Origin of the sequence: Aminithiophilus ramosus (genome assembly GCF_018069705.1) — a bacterium.
Taxonomy (GTDB): domain Bacteria; phylum Synergistota; class Synergistia; order Synergistales; family Aminithiophilaceae; genus Aminithiophilus; species Aminithiophilus ramosus.
Genome location: NZ_CP072943.1, coordinates 2,762,045 through 2,780,417, shown reverse-complemented (window position 1 = coordinate 2,780,417; position 18,373 = coordinate 2,762,045). Strand labels below are relative to the sequence as shown.

12 protein-coding genes and 1 pseudogene are annotated in these 18,373 nt (G+C 61.8%); 6 read left to right on the top strand and 7 right to left on the bottom strand.

Going from position 1 to position 18,373, the window contains the following annotated elements; all coding sequences use genetic code 11:
* Nucleotides 1–23: 23 nt before the first annotated feature.
* The 4 genes and pseudogenes from KAR29_RS14135 to mutY all read right to left on the bottom strand — a co-directional run.
* Nucleotides 24–440: pseudogene (locus KAR29_RS14135) on the bottom strand (hypothetical protein); the annotation flags it as partial.
* A 628-nt stretch (nucleotides 441–1,068) separates the two neighbouring features.
* Nucleotides 1,069–1,794 (bottom strand): FadR/GntR family transcriptional regulator, encoded by a 726-nt coding sequence (locus tag KAR29_RS12580; RefSeq protein ID WP_274373336.1) that lies wholly within the window; start codon nucleotides 1,792–1,794, stop codon nucleotides 1,069–1,071.
* Between the two features lie 177 nt (nucleotides 1,795–1,971).
* Nucleotides 1,972–2,793: a diaminopimelate epimerase gene (dapF, locus tag KAR29_RS12575; protein ID WP_274373335.1), complete on the bottom strand. Its 822-nt coding sequence runs from the start codon at nucleotides 2,791–2,793 to the stop codon at nucleotides 1,972–1,974.
* 86 nt (nucleotides 2,794–2,879) lie between these two features.
* Nucleotides 2,880–3,998 (bottom strand): A/G-specific adenine glycosylase, encoded by a 1,119-nt coding sequence (gene mutY / locus KAR29_RS12570; RefSeq protein ID WP_274373334.1) that lies wholly within the window; start codon nucleotides 3,996–3,998, stop codon nucleotides 2,880–2,882.
* A 371-nt stretch (nucleotides 3,999–4,369) separates the two neighbouring features.
* On the opposite strand from mutY, the gene KAR29_RS12565 reads away from it, so the two are divergent.
* The 3 genes from KAR29_RS12565 to KAR29_RS12555 all read left to right on the top strand — a co-directional run bounded on the left by KAR29_RS12565 (nucleotide 4,370) and on the right by KAR29_RS12555 (nucleotide 7,231).
* Nucleotides 4,370–5,374 (top strand): TRAP transporter substrate-binding protein, encoded by a 1,005-nt coding sequence (locus KAR29_RS12565; protein ID WP_274373333.1) that lies wholly within the window; start codon nucleotides 4,370–4,372, stop codon nucleotides 5,372–5,374.
* Nucleotides 5,375–5,441: 67 nt separating this feature from the next.
* Nucleotides 5,442–5,939, top strand: a complete 498-nt coding sequence (locus tag KAR29_RS12560; RefSeq protein ID WP_274373332.1) for a TRAP transporter small permease subunit — start codon at nucleotides 5,442–5,444, stop codon at nucleotides 5,937–5,939.
* On the top strand, nucleotides 5,939–7,231 hold the full coding sequence (locus KAR29_RS12555; RefSeq protein ID WP_274373331.1) for a TRAP transporter large permease: 1,293 nt from the start codon (nucleotides 5,939–5,941) through the stop codon (nucleotides 7,229–7,231). Before KAR29_RS12560 ends, KAR29_RS12555 begins: the two co-directional genes overlap by 1 nt.
* 80 nt (nucleotides 7,232–7,311) lie before the next feature.
* On the opposite strand, the gene KAR29_RS12550 is transcribed toward KAR29_RS12555, so the two are convergent.
* The 3 genes from KAR29_RS12550 to KAR29_RS12540 form a co-directional block, all read right to left on the bottom strand.
* Nucleotides 7,312–7,887: a class I SAM-dependent methyltransferase gene (locus KAR29_RS12550; RefSeq protein ID WP_274373330.1), complete on the bottom strand. Its 576-nt coding sequence runs from the start codon at nucleotides 7,885–7,887 to the stop codon at nucleotides 7,312–7,314.
* Nucleotides 7,888–7,966: 79 nt separating this feature from the next.
* On the bottom strand, nucleotides 7,967–11,971 hold the full coding sequence (locus KAR29_RS12545; RefSeq protein WP_274373329.1) for an acyl-CoA dehydratase activase: 4,005 nt from the start codon (nucleotides 11,969–11,971) through the stop codon (nucleotides 7,967–7,969).
* A 101-nt stretch (nucleotides 11,972–12,072) separates the two neighbouring features.
* Complete coding sequence (locus tag KAR29_RS12540; RefSeq protein ID WP_274373328.1) at nucleotides 12,073–12,504, bottom strand: MarR family winged helix-turn-helix transcriptional regulator; 432 nt, start codon at nucleotides 12,502–12,504, stop codon at nucleotides 12,073–12,075.
* A 1,813-nt stretch (nucleotides 12,505–14,317) separates the two neighbouring features.
* On the opposite strand from KAR29_RS12540, the gene KAR29_RS12535 reads away from it, so the two are divergent.
* From KAR29_RS12535 to KAR29_RS12525, 3 genes are read left to right on the top strand one after another with little or no spacing between them, the layout of a single operon-like run.
* Nucleotides 14,318–15,004: a GntR family transcriptional regulator gene (locus KAR29_RS12535; RefSeq protein WP_274373327.1), complete on the top strand. Its 687-nt coding sequence runs from the start codon at nucleotides 14,318–14,320 to the stop codon at nucleotides 15,002–15,004.
* A 15-nt stretch (nucleotides 15,005–15,019) separates the two neighbouring features.
* Nucleotides 15,020–16,303 carry an MFS transporter gene (locus tag KAR29_RS12530; RefSeq protein ID WP_274373326.1) on the top strand — a complete coding sequence of 428 codons (1,284 nt, stop codon included), beginning with the start codon at nucleotides 15,020–15,022 and terminating at the stop codon, nucleotides 16,301–16,303.
* Between the two features lie 20 nt (nucleotides 16,304–16,323).
* Nucleotides 16,324–18,360, top strand: a complete 2,037-nt coding sequence (locus tag KAR29_RS12525) for a CocE/NonD family hydrolase (protein WP_311135593.1) — start codon at nucleotides 16,324–16,326, stop codon at nucleotides 18,358–18,360.
* Nucleotides 18,361–18,373 lie beyond the last annotated feature (13 nt).

Below are 18,373 nucleotides of genomic sequence, written 5' to 3'. Positions count from 1 at the left end.
AGCGTGTCTTTGTCATTGGACTCAAACGTGTAGATGCAGGGAAGTTGGTGAATTTGACCGTAGAGGGTGGAGAAAGCCGTGACGGCCTTGTAGCCTCCGGTACAGTTTATGACAAAGTCATATGTCGAGTAGTGAAAATCTTTTCTTTTTTCGTCAAAAGCCTTAAAAAGAGAGTCAATTCCCCTAGAGAAAAGAGCATTAGATTTAACGCTGATATCTAGATCCTCTATTTTGCAATCAATAGAATTTATCCCAAAGCTGGATTTGTATGGCGATGAATCCAATAATTTTATATAAATTTCTGATATTTTTGCGTTAAGTATGCATTCCGGATCTTTTGATGGAAATAATATCACAACCAAGTTCATGCTTTCAAATTTTGATCCTTTAGTTTTGTTTAATATCCAAAGGATCAGACTTTGTAATTCTGCGTTGATCATTCTCTCGCTGGGAGTTTCGGATAGAATTTTGGCCGGGTCTGGAAGTTTGCCCTTGTCTATTATTAATTTAACTATGATAGATATTTCATGTTGAGCCTTTTCAGTGTATAAGTTGTTTAGTAATTCATCGTACCCGTCTGTGATTATTTTATGCAGATTGTTCCTTGATGATGTTCCTACCGTGGTGAGAATGCATTTTCTCGGTTTTTCGCTCATGGCGATTATTCTCCTCCCGGTGTTCCAATTCAGACGTAAAATTTGGATGTACAAGGTTTATTCGGAAGTTCCAGAGTGTGTCTTTATTAGTCATCTTCTGTCACGCTTCTTCCGTCGGGCCTGAAGTGCCTGAAACTCCGGCTTCGGAGGGCATTGCCGAAGAGGGCCCTCACAAGTGCCGTCACCGGTCGGGGTTTTGCGGCATCTCCGCACGAAGGCAGTAGAGCCACGGGATCTCGATACTCCCTCGCCGTCGAAGGCCGCCTCCCGCCTTTCACGCCCTGTCAACGGTTTTTGCTTCCCTTAGGGATATCTTAACCTTGTGAGACGGTTTTCTCAACGCGATTCCCGGAAGAAGGGCACAAAAAAAACGCCTCGCGGAACTTCCGCGAGGCGGCAGGGGCGGGTTCGTTCATGCTCCGTCGTCGGGCAGGGCCTCGACGTCGCGGAGGACGTTGTTCAGGTGTTCCGTCATGGCCAGGCGGGCCCGCTCGCCGTCGCGGCTGGCGATGGCCTGGAAGAGGCGCTCGTGGTCGCTTCCCAGGGTGCGCCCCTGTTTGTGGCGGATGGCCTCGAGAAGGGGCGAGTACTGGCCGTTGTGCCAGATGAGGTGGAGGGCCGCCTCGAGGATGGAGTTGTGGGACATGCGGGCGATCTGGGCGTGGAAGGCGCCGTCGGATCCGGCCATGCTCCTGCCCGCCGAGGTGAGTCGTCTCGTCTCGGCCACGATCTCCCTCAGTCGCTCCAGCTCCTCTTCGGTGCCGTTGAGGGCGGCCAGGCGGGCCGTCTCGGTCTCCAGGGCCCGTCGGGCGACGACGAGGTCGACGAGCTCTCCCTTGTCCGTCGGGCGCAGGGCCTCGAGAAGGGCCTCGGCCGAGGCCTCGTTGGTCCGCCGTCGGCAGATCTCGGCGGCGGCCTCCCGCCCCTTTTCGGTGAGTTTCCGTCCCTGGACGCCCACCTTGAGGGCCAGTCCCTCCCGTTCGAGATCGCGGAGAAGCCGCCCCGCCGTGGCCTCGCTGATGTCGACGCCGTCGCGGAGCAGGGCCTCCCGGGCCGCTCCGGCCCCCAGGGGGCCTTCGGCCTCGGCCATGACCAGAAGCAGGGCCATGGGGACGGCGATTTCCCTGTTTTCGACCATTCCCTTTCGTCACTCCCCTTGTCCCGATTCATGGCGGAAAAGGCGTCCCCTCTCGCGGGGAGCCCTCCGCCCGTGATCCTTTATTGCGACGGAGCGCCGAGGCGCGGCCGATCGGCATCGCGGCGGCGAAGAGGCGATCCCGGGTCGCCCTCTTCGCCGCCCGATACGGCAGGTATTCTACAGGAAGGCCTCGTCAGAGGCCTCGACCCAGCCGACGAGGGTCGTGAGGCCGGCCAGGGAGGGGACGACGGAGCTCCTCCCCTCGAAGAGGAGGGAGATCTCCTGGACGCCGCCGGGGTTCCGGACCGTGGCCTCGGGGCCGCTTCGTCCCGTCAGGCAGGCCACGATGGCCGAGGCCGTCGATCCCGTGCCGCAGGAGAGGGTCAGGGCCTCGACGCCGCGTTCGTAGGTGGCGACGAAGAGCCCCTCGTCGTCGGCGGTGACGAAGTTGATGTTGGCTCCCTCGGGGAAGAGGGCCCTGTCGTGGCGCATCGTGGAGCCGAGGAAGGTCATCTCCCCCTCCGAGAGGGGGCGGTTGAGGAAGACGACGCCGTGGGGGACGCCGACGGTGAGGAAGGAGTAGCGGAGGGCCTCGTCGCCGACGACGAGGGGCTCGTCGATGACGATGTCTTCCAGCGGGACGGAGGCCAGCGTGAGGGAGACGCGCCGTCCCTCGACGAGGGCCGTCACGGCGCCTCCGTCGGTCTCGAAGGTCATTTTGGGAGGGGCCAGGTTCTGCTCGCAGGCGTAGCGCGCCATGCAGCGGGCGCCGTTGCCGCACATGGCCCCTTCCGATCCGTCGCTGTTGAAGACGCGCATGCGGAAGGAGGCCGTCGTCGAAGGCTCGAAGACGAGCAGGCCGTCGGCGCCGACCGACTCCCGTCTCCGGCAGAGAAGGCGGGCCATGCGGGAAAGGGTCTCGTCGTCGATACGTTTCCGTCCGTTGTCGATGACGAGAAAGTCGTTGCCGTTACCGTTCATCTTGGCGCAGCGGATCATGGCGTCACCTCGTCGTTCGGGGCTGGATTTTCGTCGGGGCCGGTCGTCCCCGTCGTCGCGGAATCGGGAAGGGACGGTGGACAAGTCTAGGCCTTCCCCCTTCCGCCGTCAACGGAGCTTTCCCCCTCGGCCGGGGCGATCAGGCCTTCTCTGATCTTACGGCTTCCCGCCGAAAGGGGGTAGTCCCCCAGCTCCTCCCGGGCGACCCATCGGGCCTCGCGATCCTCCGTGCCGGGAAGGGGGAGGGAAAGGCCGACGGCGAGGGAAAAGGCGGAGATCTCCCTCCGGTAGCGGGTGAAGCTGTGGCGGACCGATCCCGCCTTCTTCCACGCGGTCCGGTCCAGTTGCAGGTCGGCGGCGACGCTCTCCTCGTCGCCGTCGAAGGTGGGGAATTCCCAGAGTCCCTGCCACCGCTCGCCGTCGCGGTGCCGCAGGAGGAGGAAACGGTCGCCGTCGGTGACGAGGAGCGCCAGGGCGCGGACCGTCTCGACGGGAGGGCGGAGGCGCCTGAGGGGCCTTTCGGCGGCAGTACCCCTCGCGAGGGCGAGGCAGTGGCCTTTCAGGGGACAGGAGAGGCAAAGGGGGTTGCGGGGGAGACAGACCAGGGCGCCGAGCTCCATGAGGGCCTGGTTGAAGTCGCGGGCCCGGCCCGGGGGGATGGCGGCGGTGATCCGGCGGCGAAGGTCTTCCCTGAGGGCGGGGCCGGGAATCTCGGCGATGTCGAGAAGGCGCGTCATCAGGCGCTCCACGTTGCCGTCGAGGGCGGCCTCGGGGCGGTTGAAGGCCAGGCTGGCCAGGGCGCCCGCCGTGTAGGGACCCACGCCGGGCAGCTGAAGAAGGCTGTCGTAGTCGTCGGGGAGGGCGCCGCCGAGAGGGCCGGCCACGAGAAGAGCGATGGCGTGCAGGGATCGGGCCCGGCGGTAGTAGCCCAGCCCCTCCCAGAGGCGCAGGACCTCCTCCTCGTCGGCGGCGGCCAGGCTCTCGAAATCGGGGAAGCGCTCCATCCAGCGCGTGAAATAGGGGATGACCGTGGCGACCTGGGTCTGCTGAAGCATGAACTCCGAGACGAGGACGGAGTAGGGCGAGCTTCGGCGTCGCCAGGGAAGGTCGCGGGCCTCTTGGGCATACCAGCGGAGAAGATCGTCGGCGAAGGTGTTCCGTCCGTTCATGGCTTCCTCCCGGCAGGAGATCTCGAATTTTTCCATTGTAGCCTGTCGGGGGAGCCGGAGCGGATCGAATCTTCCGGTCTTTGCGAATCGATTGACAAGTTCCCTCCCCCTTCCTATACTCGGCTCATCATGGATGAGCGTCGTCGCCGGGGCGGAGCTCTGCGCGTCGGTCGGCAGAGAGGGGTCGAAACCCCGTCGATTCGCGGCTGCGGCGTCGAAGGCGGTGTCCCGAGCCGGAGGGTTCGGGTATGGCGCCCCCTCTTGAAAAAAAGCGGGACAAGGGTAGGATACTTGAAAGTCGGTTTTCACAATCCGTGCACGGATTGACGTTCGGCGTCGCGTGGTTTCATCTTTTTTCGGAAGACCTTATTCCGCTTCACCTATCGTAGGCAAGGAGGAATGTGGAAATGAAACGATTCTCTCGGCTCGGCGTGTTGTTGGTGGCGGCTTTTCTGGCGGTGACGGCCTTCGGGACCGTCGCCTCGGCCAAGACGACATTGACGGCCCACAGCGTCTATTCCGACGCCCATTACCAGGTCCAGGGGCTGAAGATGATGGCCGAACGGGTCAAGGAGCTGACGGGCGGTTCCCTGGAGCTGAACGTCATCTCCGGCGGCGCCCTGGGCTACAAGGGGCCCGACCTGCTCCGCGTCGTCAAGGAGGGACAGCTCGACATTTCCGAGATCGTCTCGACGGGCCTCACCGGCAACAACCAGATCTTCGGCGTCCGCTCCCTGCCCATGCTGATCAACGGCTGGGACGAGGCCGAGCTCTTCAACAAGGTCGCCCGCCCCTACTACGAGACGATCTGCGACGAGTGGAACCAGAAGCTTCTCGTCGTCTCCTCCTGGCCCTTCGCCGACCTTTGGACGACGAAGCCCGCCGAGAAGGCCGCCGACCTCAAGGGGCTCAAGGTCCGCACCTATGACCGCAGCGGCGCCCTCTTCGTCGAGGCCTTCGGCGGCACGCCCCTGGCCCTTCCCCTGGCCGAGCTCTACACGGCCTTCTCGACGGGCCTCGTCCACGCCACGATCAGCTCGGCCGTCTCGGCTCGGGAGAGCAACATCTACGAGGTGACCAAGTACTGCATCCCCGTCCAGGTGACGACGTCGTCGAGCATCACGACGATCAACAAGGACTCCTGGAACAAGCTCACCGCCGCCGAGCAGGAGGCCCTGACTCAGGCCGCCGCCGAGACCGAGGCCTGGCTGGTCGGCCGGGTCCGCGAGGTCGTCGACGAGGACATGGGCGCCATCAAGGCCAAAAAGCCCGACTTCCAGTTCGCCGAGCTCTCTCCCGAGTTCCGCGCCGAGCTGGAGGCCATGGGGGCGAAGGTGGCCGCCGAGTTCGTCGAGAAGAATCCCGAGACGAAGCCGCTCTACGACGCCTTCATGAGCGCCAAGGGCAAGTAGAAGCGATCCCGGGGCCCCTCTCGGCAGTCCCGAGGGGGGCCCCCTCTTTATGTAAGGAGAGATGGACATGAAGAAATGGATCCCCCTTCTCGACGGCATCAGCCGCTTTTTCGGGCGCGTCGGCGGCCTCTGCCTCGTCATCGGCTGCGCCATGATCGTCGCCGAGATCATCGGACGGAGCTTTTTCCACGCCACCTTCTACGTCGTCGACGAGTACACGGGCTATCTCATGGGCGTCAGCAGCTTTCTCGGCCTCTCCTATGCCGAGCAGTACAACGGCCACATCCGCATGGAGCTCATCGATTACCTCGGAGACCGTTTCCCAGGGCTGGTCCGGACGGCCAAGCAGGTCTGCTATCTCCTGGCCATCGTCTTCGCCCTCTACCTCACCTATGTCACGTTCCAGCTCTTTCACAGTTCCTTCATCAACAACCAGCGCTCCTACCAGGTCTCGGAGACCCTTCTGGCCATCCCCCAGGCCTTCCTGCCCCTGGGCAGCTTCGCCCTCTTCGTCCAGTACGTCGTCAACTTCATCAAACTCGGGCAGAAAGAGGTGAAGGCCTGATGCTTTCGACGGTCCTCGTCGTCATCCTCCTCCTTCTCGCCATTACCTTGGCGAGCGGTCTCTGGATCGGCGTCTCCCTCTTCTACGTCGGGGCCGCCTCCCTGTTGAGCTTCACGAGCCTCCCCGTGGAGCGCATCCTGGGCAGCGTCATCTGGAACAACGCCAGCAGCAGCACCCTCATGGCCCTGCCCCTGTTCATTCTCATGGGCGAGCTTCTCGTCAAGACCCGTCTTTCCGAGGACCTTTTCGACGGCCTCACGCCCTGGCTGGGACGGCTTCCCGGCGGCCTTCTCCACGTCAACGTCGTCGCCTGCGCCCTTTTTGCCGCCATCACCGGATCGGTCAACGCCACGACGGCCACGGTGGGCAAGATCACCATCCCCGAGTTCGAGAAGCGGGGCTACAGCGACTCCCTCTCCATCGGCAGCCTCACCGCCTCGGGAACCCTGGGCATCCTCATCCCGCCCAGCATGCCCATGCTGATCTACGGCGTCGTCGCTCAGGCCAGCATCGGCAAGCTCTTCATCGCCGGTCTCGTGCCGGGGCTGGGTCTCATGTTCTTCTTCAGCCTCTACATCGCCGTCATGTCCCTCCTCGACAGGAAGGCGACGGGCGCGGAGGCCCTCCGCTTCACCTGGGAGGAGCGTTTCCGGAGTCTGCCCAAGATCCTTCCCGTGGCGATCCTCATCGCCTTCGTCCTGGGGAGCATCTACACGGGCTGGGCCACGCCGACGGAGGCGGCCGCCATCGGCGTCCTGGGCGCGACGGTCCTGGCCGTCCTCACGGGATGCCTGACGGTCCCCATCTTCCGGGACTGCGTCATGGGCACGGTGCGGACGAACTGCATGATCATGCTCATCCTCATCGGCGCCTCCTTCTTCTCCGTCGCCCTCGGCTTCCTTGGCCTGCCCAAGTACATCAGCGAGTCCATCATCGCCCTCGGCGCGGGCAAGTACACCGTCATGGCCCTCATCACCGTCGTCTACCTCTTCCTGGGCTGTCTCATCGACGGCTACTCCATGATCGTCATGACCGTCCCCATCTTCCTTCCCCTCGTGACGGCCCTGGGTCTCGATCCGATCTGGTTCGGCATCTTCGTCGTCATCCTCGTCCAGATCGCCAACATCACGCCGCCCATCGGCTTCAATCTCTTCCTCGTCACGGGCATCTGCCGCCACAAGATCGGTTTCATCTCCAAGTCGGTCATGCCCTTCATCGCCATGATGATCGTCTTCGCCTTCCTCATGACCGTCTTTCCCCAGATCGTGCTCTTCCTGCCCAACATGATGTAGCGCCGCGCGCGAAAGAAGCGACGCGAAGGGGGAGCCTCGTCGAGGCTCCCCCTTCGCGTCATGGCGTCTGTCTCCGCCGGTCAGGTCTTTTCGTGAAGGGCCAGGAAGGTGAGGCCCAGGTCCGTCGTCGAGACCTTTCTCAGCCCGGCCCCGACGGCCAGGTCGTCGACGGCCTCCTCCGAGAGGCGCCACCTTTCGGGCGGACCGAAGTCGGTCCTTCCCTTGCGGCATTCGACGACGGCGGCCCGTCCGCCGCTTTTGAGGACGCGGCGCATTTCGCCGAAGAGGGCCGACCGGTCCTTCTCTTCCCGAAAGGAGTGGAGGACGGTGCAGAGGAAGCAGACGTCGACGGTTTCGTCGGCGACGGGAAGGGGCTCAGTGATGTCGGCGACGACGACGGCCAGTTGCGTGAGCCCTTCCTCTGCGGCCTCGTCTCGGAGGCTTCGGAGGAGATCGCCTCTTCTGTCGAGGGCGAAGACCTTTCCCGAAGGGCCGATCCTGCGGGCCGCGAGGCGGCTGTAGGCGCCGGTTCCGCAGCCCAGATCGAGAAAGGAGGTCCCCTCCTTCAGGTCGAGGACGTCGAAAATCCTCTCGGGATCGTGAATGTGAAAGCTGCAGGGATGGCCGAAGCCCTGTCTTCTTTCCACTGCCGTCACCTCTTTCTTCTCTTTTTTTCCGCGGGGCGGGATGTGCCGGTTCCCTCTTGCGGGCCGAAGGGAAAAAGGGACCTTCCCTTCAGATGTAGCGGACGAAGGCGTCGACTTTCATGGCGTTCGTCCCGTTCTCGTTGCCGTCGAAGGCCAGGTTGAGGAGCGGTTTGGCCCGGCGGGGCGAGGGGCCCGACGCGAGGGCGTTGAGGAGGACGGCCGTGTTCTCGTAGGTCGAGGAGACGGCGATGACGCCGTCGATCCCTTCCGCCCCGTCGATGGCCTTGGCGCTTCGGTAGCGCCCGAAGGCGCCCGAGTAGAGGCCGACGGAGGCGTCGGCGCAGGTGACGAGCCCGTCGAGATCGTCGGCGAAGGGGCTGAAGGGGGCCAGTTCCCGCGACAGGTCTTCCATGAGGGCTCGAAGGCGGCGGAGGCGCTCCCTCCGGGGCTCTCGCCTCTCCTCGGGAAGGGTGTCGATCGTGTCGGCCCAGAAGAGCCAGAGGCACTCGCCGAGAGGGGCGTAGACCAGGCGGTGGCCTCCCTTCTCTTCGAGAGAGGCGAAGGTGCCGTCGTTCATGAAGTCGCCGTAGAGGACGAAGGGTTCTCCCAGAGCCAGGAGGGTCTTGCCCGGCGTCCTGGCCCGCAGGGTCGCGACGATCTCCCGGGCCATTCGGACCAGGAGGGGGCCGTCGAGGCCCTCTCCTGCGACGGCGAGGCAGAGACGGTCAAGCAGGCTCTCCCTCATCGGACGGGGGGCGTTGTTCACCATATCGCCTGCCAGAAGGCAGAGGAAAAGGGCCTCTCCCTCGTCGTCTCTCATGTCGGGAAGGTCCTCGAGGAAGGGGGAGACGAGGGAGAGTTCGTCGTAGCCCTCCTCGTCGAGCCGGGTCCGCAGAAGGCGGCCGTACTGGCCGTCCACTTCGGCCCCCTCCGTCTGGGGCATGAGGAGGGAGAGCCCCCTTCCCCGGGCCCTTCCGTCCTCCTCCCGCCCCTCCGGTTCTCCGGGAGCTCTTCCCTCCAGGGTGCGGAAGAGGTTCCCCAGCAGGACCGTCAGGGAGAGAAGCTCGTTGGTCAGCGTCTGTTTCCGCCCTCTCCGCAGGGAGAGCTCGTCCTGGTCGGCGAGCTCTTCGGCCCGGAAGCCCCATCGCCTCAGCAAGGAGACGAAAAGGCGCGAGTAGGGGCGCAAACGGGGGATGTAGAGGAGCTCGTCCGCCGATGAGGGAAGAAGCGCCGTCGCGATGGGACAGCGTCTGTGGTCGATCTTCTCCCGGTAGACGTCGATCGCTTCCGCCTTTTTTCGTCTGCGATCGAGGCTGTTGACGAAGGCCTCGACGCGGGTGGCGATTCCGACGGCCGAGGCGTGTTCGTCGATTTCGATGTTGAGGTAGGGCTTGTCGCCCATGATCTCCCTGAAGTAGTGGAGGAGGATCGAGTCGGGGCCGCAGCCGTGGTGGGTGAGGAAGAGGGCGTAGAGGTTGGGGTGTTCCCTGACGAGGTAGGCCGGCTCCAGGATGTGCTGACCGAAGGGCCAGTACATGTTGGGGTGTTCGGCCGAGGCGTCCACGTCGGGGAGGTCGAAGAAGGCCAGGACCTTGTAGCCCATGGCGCGCAGCTTGTCCGGGATCCCCCTGTTCAGAGCCCGATCGGCGATGCCGTAGATCTTGGAGATGAGGACGAAGGCGACCTCGTCCTCCTTCAGGTCACCGATCCGCTCCTTCCCGCGCTCTCTGAGGCGGTGCTCGAAGTCGAGGAAACCCTTCATCGCGGCGGCGAGGGCTCCCGTCGTCTCCTCCTCGGTCCGGCCAAGCAGGGCGCCCAGGCGGGCGAAACTCTCGGTCATGAAGGCCTTCCCCCTGTTGAAGGCGATGGTGGGCGCCAGGAGGGTGATGCCCTTTCCGCTCAGCCCCATGATCTGATTGACGAGCTTGAAGGCCAGCTGCATGTAGGCACAGCCGTAGTTCTGGCGCGACGGGGAATCGGGGTGCATGACCGTGTGGAGGTCGGGGAAGAAGATGTAGTCGACCTTCCGTTCCACGAGCTGGGCCACATGTCCCGTGACGAGCTTGACGGGAAAGCAGATCTCGTCCTGAGCGTAGCGCTGCCCCAAAGCGAGGGTTCTCTCGTCCGTTGGGTCGGAGAGGACGACGTTCAATCCCAGCTCGCGAAAAAAGGTGCCGAAGAGGGGGTACATGCCGAAGGTGAAGAGGGCTCGGGGGATCCCGACGGTCTTTTTCGACGGGTCGGGGCGGACCTCCCCCTCGTCGAAGATGAGCGAATCCATCTCTCGGCTGAAGGCGTCGGGAGTGCTCTCGGCGGTGTCGATCGGGGCCGTCTCTTCCTTCCGTGGCCTGTCGAGGACGTCCAGCCCCCGGAAGGCCGTAGGCCCCTCGTCCTTGCCTTCCCTGGCCAGAAGGGCCGCGCCGTAGGCGCCGGTGACGCTGAAGAAGGGGGCGACGGTGATCTCCTTGCCCGTCAGGGCCCGGAAGGCGCTGACGATGGCCCCGTTGTGGGCGATGCCTCCCTGAAGGAGGATGGTCTCGCCGATCCTTTTGCGTCCCACGACGCGATGGAGGTAGTTTCGGACGACGGAATAGCAGAGTCCCGCGGCGATGTCGTCGATGGCCGCCCCCCGGGCGAGGGCGGCGGCGACGCTCGTCTCCATGAAAACGGTGCACCTCTCGCCCAGGTCGATGGGGGCGGCGCTGTTCAGGGCGATGTCTCCGAAAGTCTCGATGGCGATGTCGAACTTCTTCGCCTGCTCCTCCAGAAAGGAACCCGTCCCGGCGGCGCAGATCTTGTTCATCTGGAAGTCGACGACGGCCCCGTCCCTGATGGCGATGTACTTCGAGTCCTGACCTCCTATCTCGAAGACCGTGTCGACCCTTTCGTTCAGGGCGACGGCGGCCCGGGCCTGGGCGGTGATCTCGTCCCTGACCACGTCGGCGCCGATCAGCTCGCCGATGCGGTAGCGTCCCGACCCGGTGACGCCCGCCCCTCCGATCTGCACGGAAGGTCCCAGCTCGCGGCGGAGGCTCTCGAAGCCTTCGCGGAGGGCGGCGACGGGGTCGCCGAAGGTGCGGAGGTAACGGTAGGTGACGATGCGGCCCTCGTCGTCGGCGACGACGATATTGGTGCTCGTCGATCCGACGTCGACGCCGAGGTGACAGCACGAGGCAGAGCCTTCAGGGAGGGGGGCGCAGCGGTGCCGGTCCCTCCCGTCCTCCTCGCTTCGTTCCAGTCGCGGCAGCCGAGGAAGGCCCTTTTTCGGAGACGACAGCCTCTCGTCCTCCAGGAACCTGAGCAGGGTCGCCATGTCGTAGGCCCGTTTCTCCCTCAGGGCCAGCGCCGCCGCCCCGATGGCTCCCGCGTTGGCCGAGGCGGGCGAGACGACCAGCTCTCCCTCCTTCAGATCGAGAAGATCGCGCGTCGCGGCCAGAAGGGCTCCGTTGAGGGCCACGCCCCCGGCGAAGAAGAGGGGCTTGGTCAGGGGAAGGCGGCCGATGACGGCACTCCTGTAGTTGCCCATCAGGGCGTAGGCCAGGCCGAGGAGGATGTCCTCGACGGGAACGCCTTCCTGCAGGAGATGGGTGATGTCCGTCTTGGCGAAGACGCTGCACCGCCCGGCGATGCGCGGAACCCGCGTCGCCCGGGCCGCCCCGGCGGCGTAGTCTTCGAGGCGCAGTCCGAGCCTCGAAAGCTGCTCCTCCAGAAAGGAGCCCGTCCCTGCGGCGCAGCTCGAGTTCATGGCCACCTGAAGACGGGCCCTGTCGTCGCAGCCCGTCACGTACTTGGCGCTCTGGCCGCCGATTTCGATGATCGACGTACAGGAGGGATCGAGGAGAGCGACGCCTTCGACAAGGGCCGACACGGCGTCGCAGCGGTGAAGGCCGCCTGGCTCGATCTCGCCGCCACAGGTCGCGGCGAAGGCGATCTTCTCGGCCCCGTAGAGGCGGCAGACCTCCCGCAGGAGATCGAGGAGGGTCGGGACGATCTTTCCCCTGTGGAGACGATAGGCGTTGTGAAGGAGGCGAAGATCCTCCGTCAGAGAGACCTTGACGGAGGCGTAGCCGATGTCGATGCCGAGACTGTACATGAATATCCTCCTCGCGGGAGGCCTCGTCGGCCTCTATTTGCATGATTGCGCACGCATGTAATTGTCGCCCGTCGCCGCTCCCGATCTTTCGAATAGAGGTTTCAGCTCCCGTCGGAGAGGCCTTCGTCCATCTTGAAAAGGAGTCGGGACAGAAGATCGATCTCGTCGTCCGAGAGGGCTCCCGTAACCTTCCTCTCGATCCGCTCCTTGGCGGCCAGAAGGGGCTCTTGCATCTCCCGACCCCTGTCGGAAAGGAAGACGACGTTGGCCCTGCCGTCGTCGAGACTTCGGATCCTTCGCACAAGGCCCATCTTTTCCAGCTTGGCCAGGGCCCTTCCCACGTTGGTGCGGTCCACGGTGAGCCGCGAGATGAGGTAATCCTGGCCGCAGCCGTCGTTGCCGTAAAGGAGCAGCAGGAGACGCAGCTCGCCATGTCCCATCCCGTAGGGCGCCATCTCCCTGTCGCCGAGGCGGTGCATCTTCTTGACGAGGCTCCTCAGAGAGCTGAAAAGAAGGTTGTCATCGGGAAACAAGACTCTTCCCTCCCGTCTGCGGTCCCCTTTCGGGGGAAGGTTTTTTCGACGTCATCGGCAACCGTATGATTGCAGACGCACGCATATTACCCCCCTCCTCCTCCCCTGTCAAGCCTTGGTGGCGTTCCCCTCCCGCAGAGTCTCCCGGCATGGACGTCATCCCCCCGAAGTCGGAAGGTTTTTGCCCCTGCTGGGAGCGCCCGAGCGCGGTCGTGGAGGGATTTTGCCCCTGCTGGGAGCGCGGCCATCTTGGCGGCGCGCGGGACGGGTCCACCGTCCCGCAGGGTCTCCCGACGTGGACGCCGTCTCCTCGACGGTGACGGTTACGTGTGAGGAACCCACCGCCCCTCCGGGGCGGGCGCGGGCAGGATGCCCACGCTCCCAGGAAGGGCAAGGGCGGCGCGCGGGACGGGTCCACCGTCCCGCAGGGTCTCCCGGCTTGGACGCCGTCTCCTCGACGGTGACGGTTACGTGTGAGGAACCCACCGCCCCTCCGGGGCGGACGCGGGCAGGATGCCCACGCTCCCAGGAAGGGCAAGGGCGGCGCGCGGGACGGATCCACCGTCCCGCAGGGTCTCCCGGTTTGGACGCCGTCTCCTCGACGGTGACGGTTACGAGTGAGGAACCCACCGCCCCTCCGGGGCGGGCGCGGGCAGGATGCCCACGCTCCCAGGAAAAGCGACGGCGGCGTGAAACGTTCCGTTCCTTCCGAAGCGTGCCAAGACAACGGCACTCCCAGGAAAAGCCCGGCCGCGGTTTTACCCCTGCCGAGCGCGCCCAACCGCGGTCGTGGAGGGGGTTTTGCCCCTGCTGGGAGCGCGGCCATCTTGGCGGCGCGCGGGACGGATCCACCGTCCCGCAGGGTCTCCCGACGTGGACGCCGTCTCCTCGACGGCGACGGTTACGAGTGAGGAACCCACCGCCCCTCCGGGGCGGGCGCGGGCAGGATGCCCACGCTCCCAGGAAAAGCCCGGCCGCGGTTTTACCCCTGCCGAGCGCGCCCAACCGCGGTCGTGGAGGGTTTTTGCCCCTGCTGGGAGCGCGGCCATCTTGGCGGCGCGCGGGACGGGTCCACCGTCCCGCAGGGTCTCCCGGCTTGGACGCCGTCTCCTCGACGGTGACGGTTACGAGTGAGGAACCCACCGCCCCTCCGGGGCGGACGCGGGCAGGATGCCCACGCTCCCAGGAAGGGCAATGGCGGCGCGCGGGACGGGTCCACCGTCCCGCAGGGTCTCCCGGCTTGGACGCCGTCTCCTCGACGGTGACGGTTACGAGTGAGGAACCCACCGCCCCTCCGGGGCGGACGCGGGCAGGATGCCCACGCTCCCAGGAAAAGCCCGGCCGCGGTTTTACCCCTGCCGAGCGCGCCCAACCGCGGTCGTGGAGGGGGTTTGTCCCTGCCGGGAGCGTCCGAGCGCGGTCGTGGAGGGGTTTTGCCCTTGTCGGGAACGATCCAACCGCGGTCGTGGAGGGGGTTTTGCCCCTGCTGGGAGCGCGGCCATCTTGGCGGCGCGCGGGACGGGTCCACCGTCCCGCAGGGTCTCCCGACTTGGACGCCGTTGCCTCCGCCGCGAAGTTCACCGATAGGTGAAAAGGATTTCCGGCAAGAGGAAGTTTTTGTGTCTTGCGCAATCTGAAGGTTGGTGATACTGTACAAAAACAGAACTGTTACATCAGACATCAGGTAAGTCGCGTGAAAAAGCGGATTGAGGTCCAGGTGTGAGTCGAGGGCGGACCCGAAAAAAGAGGCGAAGTGTTTTTCAGCGCTTTTGCGGCGCTCGCTAGGGGGTGTCGATGAAAGGAGGTGAAGGAAATGGTCGGGAACAAGCCGAATTTTCACATGTTATCGCTTAGAGAACAGGTCTGTGACTATCTCCGGAAAGAGATATCGCAGATGTCCATGAGGCCGGGAGACCCAATCAGTTTGCGCAAGGTCAGCTCCGAGCTCGGAATAGGGATAACTCCGCTTCGGGATGCTCTCTTGCAGCTTGAGGGCGAGGGCATGGTGACTATTCTTCCCAGAAAAGGAATCATAATAAGGGATTTCTCCTTGAAAGATGTCGAGAATTATTATGGAACTCTCGGCATGATAGAGGCTGAAGCCTTGAAGACAGCCATACTCCATATTACCAAAGAACATTGCGCCATAATGAGACAAATTAACAGGCATATATGGGAAAGTACGGAGCGCAAGGCTTTTTCAGATCACATGGAACTCAATAGGACGTTTCATAATGTTTATCTAGGATTGTCTGAGAATACTTATCTTCCTGTTTTGTGGAATAATATATCTTCAAGATTATATTATTCGCCAACGGCGATAGTTCAGATGGAGGAATGGGATAGGGTGTGTTGCGACCAGCACGAAAACTTAATAGATGCTCTCGAAAAAAAAGATGTGGCTAGCGCTATCCATTGGATGAAAGACGAGCATTGGGGATTCAAAAAGCAGAAAAAATACCTTGAAAAATACTATGATTTTAAAAAAATAAAAAAATGAAAAGAGGGATGTAAGGTGAACCCAGCTACATCAGACTCGCTTTTCCGTAAAAATTTTCTAAAAATTTGTCTTTTGGCTTTTGCGGGTTCTATTATTTATGGTCTTCCTTATTTCAGATATTATTACTATGATGCTTATATTTCAACATATGGCCTTAGCAACACTCAGATGGGCAGTCTTGGAAGCGCTTACGGATTGCTGGGGCTGGTATCTTATCTTGTGGGCGGCATTCTTGCCGATCGTATCTCGGCTAAAAAACTTTTAGTTTTCTCTCTGATCGCGACAGGGCTTGGCGGCATCTTGCATCTCCTCTTCCCCTCGTACATCATGCTGGTCGCGATCTACGGTGTGTGGGGCGTGACCTCTCTCCTGACTTTCTGGCCTTCCCTGATGAAAATAATCAGGATGCAGGCGGCCGAGAATGAACAATCCCGTGCCTATGGTCTTTTTGAAGGCGGCCGCGGAGTTGTTAACGCCGTCCACATGGCAATCGCTACGGCTATATTCGGATTCTTCCAGGCGAAGGCATCGTCCGCTCTTGGGTTGAAATGGATAATTATTTTTTATTCCATATGCCCTGTCATTTGCGGATTGGTTTTCTTGTTAACGTTGAAAGATGTTAAGCCCGAATCCAGCGCATCCAATAAATCTAAATTCAGCGTAAGGGATATTCTTGTCGTCGTGAGAATGCCAGCCGTCTGGATGGTGGCCGCCATCACCTTCTCCACTTATATTTTCAACATGTCCTATTTCTATTTCACCCCCTATGCCACGAATGTCCTGGGAGCTTCAGCGGTGTCGGCGGCCATCATAACCGTGTTGGCTCAGTATTGCAGACCGATTGCCTCCCCATCCGGTGGGTTTTTGGCAGATAGGTTCGGCAAGGCCCATGTGATGTTCGTCGGTTTCCTGGCGATGGCATTAGGAACTTTTGCCATCATGCACATGCCTTTGGGACAGAATCAGTTGTATATTCTGGCTATCATCTGCTCTGTGTTTTATTTTGCCATGTACTCCAACTTTGGGATCTATTTTTCTCTTCTGACCGAGGGCGGAGTTCCTATCGAATATGCTGGAATAGCTATCGGTTTTGTGTCTACTTTAGGTTATATTCCCGAAATCCTTTGTCCTTTCGTTGCCGGTAAAACCCTTGATTCTTATACTGGAGCCATTGGATATCACATGTATTTCACTGGGATGATTGTTATAGCTCTGATAGGTGCTGCGCTTTCCTTTGCTTGGATAAAGCTTTACTCCCCCAAGAAAGATAAAGTTGTGGCTGTGACAACAAATGCCTGATAGAATGGAGATGAAATATCTTGATTGAATGCAAAAATAAAACTGTAAAAACTGATTTTCCTTTTAAATTCAGGACGAAAGAGAACGATTGGATTGTTTTGTCTGATGGCACGAGGCTTTCCGCAAGATTCTGGTTCCCCGAGACGGATAGGCCCGTTCCCGCGATTCTCGAATATATTCCCTATCGCAAGACGGACGGAACGCGAGCACGGGACGAGCCGATGCACGGTTATTTCGCCGGAAACGGCTATGCCGTTGTCCGCGTCGACATGCGCGGTTCGGGAGAGTCGGACGGTTTCCTGAGAGATGAATATCTCAAGCAGGAACAGGACGATGCCCTGGAAGTGATCGATTGGATCAGCCGACAGTGCTGGTGCGACGGCAAGGTCGGCATGATGGGCAAATCCTGGGGCGGGTTCAACTCCCTGCAGGTCGCGGCGCGACGGCCCAAGGCGCTGCGTGCCGTCATCACCGTCGGATTCACCGACGACAGGTACAACCAGGATATCCATTACAAGGGCGGATGTCTTCTGAACGATAACTTCTGGTGGGGGGCGATCATGCTCGCCTACATGTGTCGCCCCCTCGATCCCCACGTCGTCGGCGATGCCTGGAGGGAGCAGTCCCTGAGGCGTCTGGAGGAGATGCCCCTGTGGATGGCCCTCTGGCTCGAGCACCAGACGAGAGACGCCTATTGGAGGCACGGCTCGGTCTGCGAGAACTATTCGGACATCGAGGTCCCGGTGCTGGCCGTCGACGGCTGGGCCGATTCCTACACGAATACGGTTCTGACCCTTCTCGAAGGGCTTGACGTGCCGAGGAAGGGGATCATCGGCCCCTGGGCCCACGTTTACGCCCACGACGGTGTTCCCGGCCCCGCCATGGGATTCCTTCAGGAGGCCCTGCGCTGGTGGGATCACTGGCTCAAGGGCAGGGAGAACGGCGTCATGGAGGGCCCCATGGTTCAGGCCTGGATGGAGGAGAGCATGCCTCCCTCGGCCATCAGGCCCGTGAGCGAAGGGTATTGGGTCGGTCTCGACCGGTGGCCGTCGTCCGATGTCGTTCCCGAGACGCTCTATCTCTCCCATGGTCTTCTGCGGCGCGAAAAGGGAGAGGGCGGGGAGTCGGTTCTGCTGAAGACGCCGCAGAACCACGGGTTGCTCGCCGGAGAGTGGATGGGGGCGGCCGTCTTGGGCGAAAGCCCTGCCGATCAGCGCGTCGACGACGGGATGGCCATGGTTTTCGAAAGCGACGTCCTGGAAGAGCCCCTCAGGATTCTGGGCTACCCCCGTTTCGAGGTCGAGCTCTCCAGCGACGTGCCCAAGGCGATGCTTTTCGCCCAGATTTCCGATGTGGAGCCCGACGGCGCCGTGAGCCGCGTCTCCTACGGCGTCATGAACCTGACCCATCTCGAAGGTCACGACAGGGTCGTCGAGCTCGAGCCGGGCAGGAAGGTTAAGGCCTTCGTCGGACTCGACTGCTGTGGCCACCATTTCAAGGCGGGCCATCGGATCCGCCTTTCCCTGGCGACGACCTTCTGGCCCATGTTCTGGAACATGCCGGAGGAGGCGACGCTCACCCTCGACTTATCCACGGCGCGGCTGACGTTGCCCCTGTTCCGCGGCGCCGAGACGGAAGGGCCGAACATGAACCCCGAGTGCGCTTCGCTGACGCCGACGACGTGGCTGTCCGAAGGGCGCGTCGACCGCACGGTTTCCTATGACATCCTGAAAGACGCCTGGACCTGCGTCACGAACGGGGTCGGTGGCGTCTTCGGCGAGGGCGTCTACCGCTTCGACGATGTGGACGTCACGGTGGAGCATAACTTGAAGCGAGAGCTCACCCTCGGCAATCACGACCCCCTGTCGGCATGCTACACGATCCGTCAGAAGATGAAGGTCGGCCGCGAGGGATGGTGGATCGATGCGGATATCGTCGTGACCCAGAGATCCGATGCGGATAACTTCATCCTCTCGGGGAAAATGGATGTCACCGAAAACGGTGAACCCTATTTCAGCAAAGAATGGGATCAGAAAATACCTCGCAACGGGTTGTAGTTGAAATAACCGA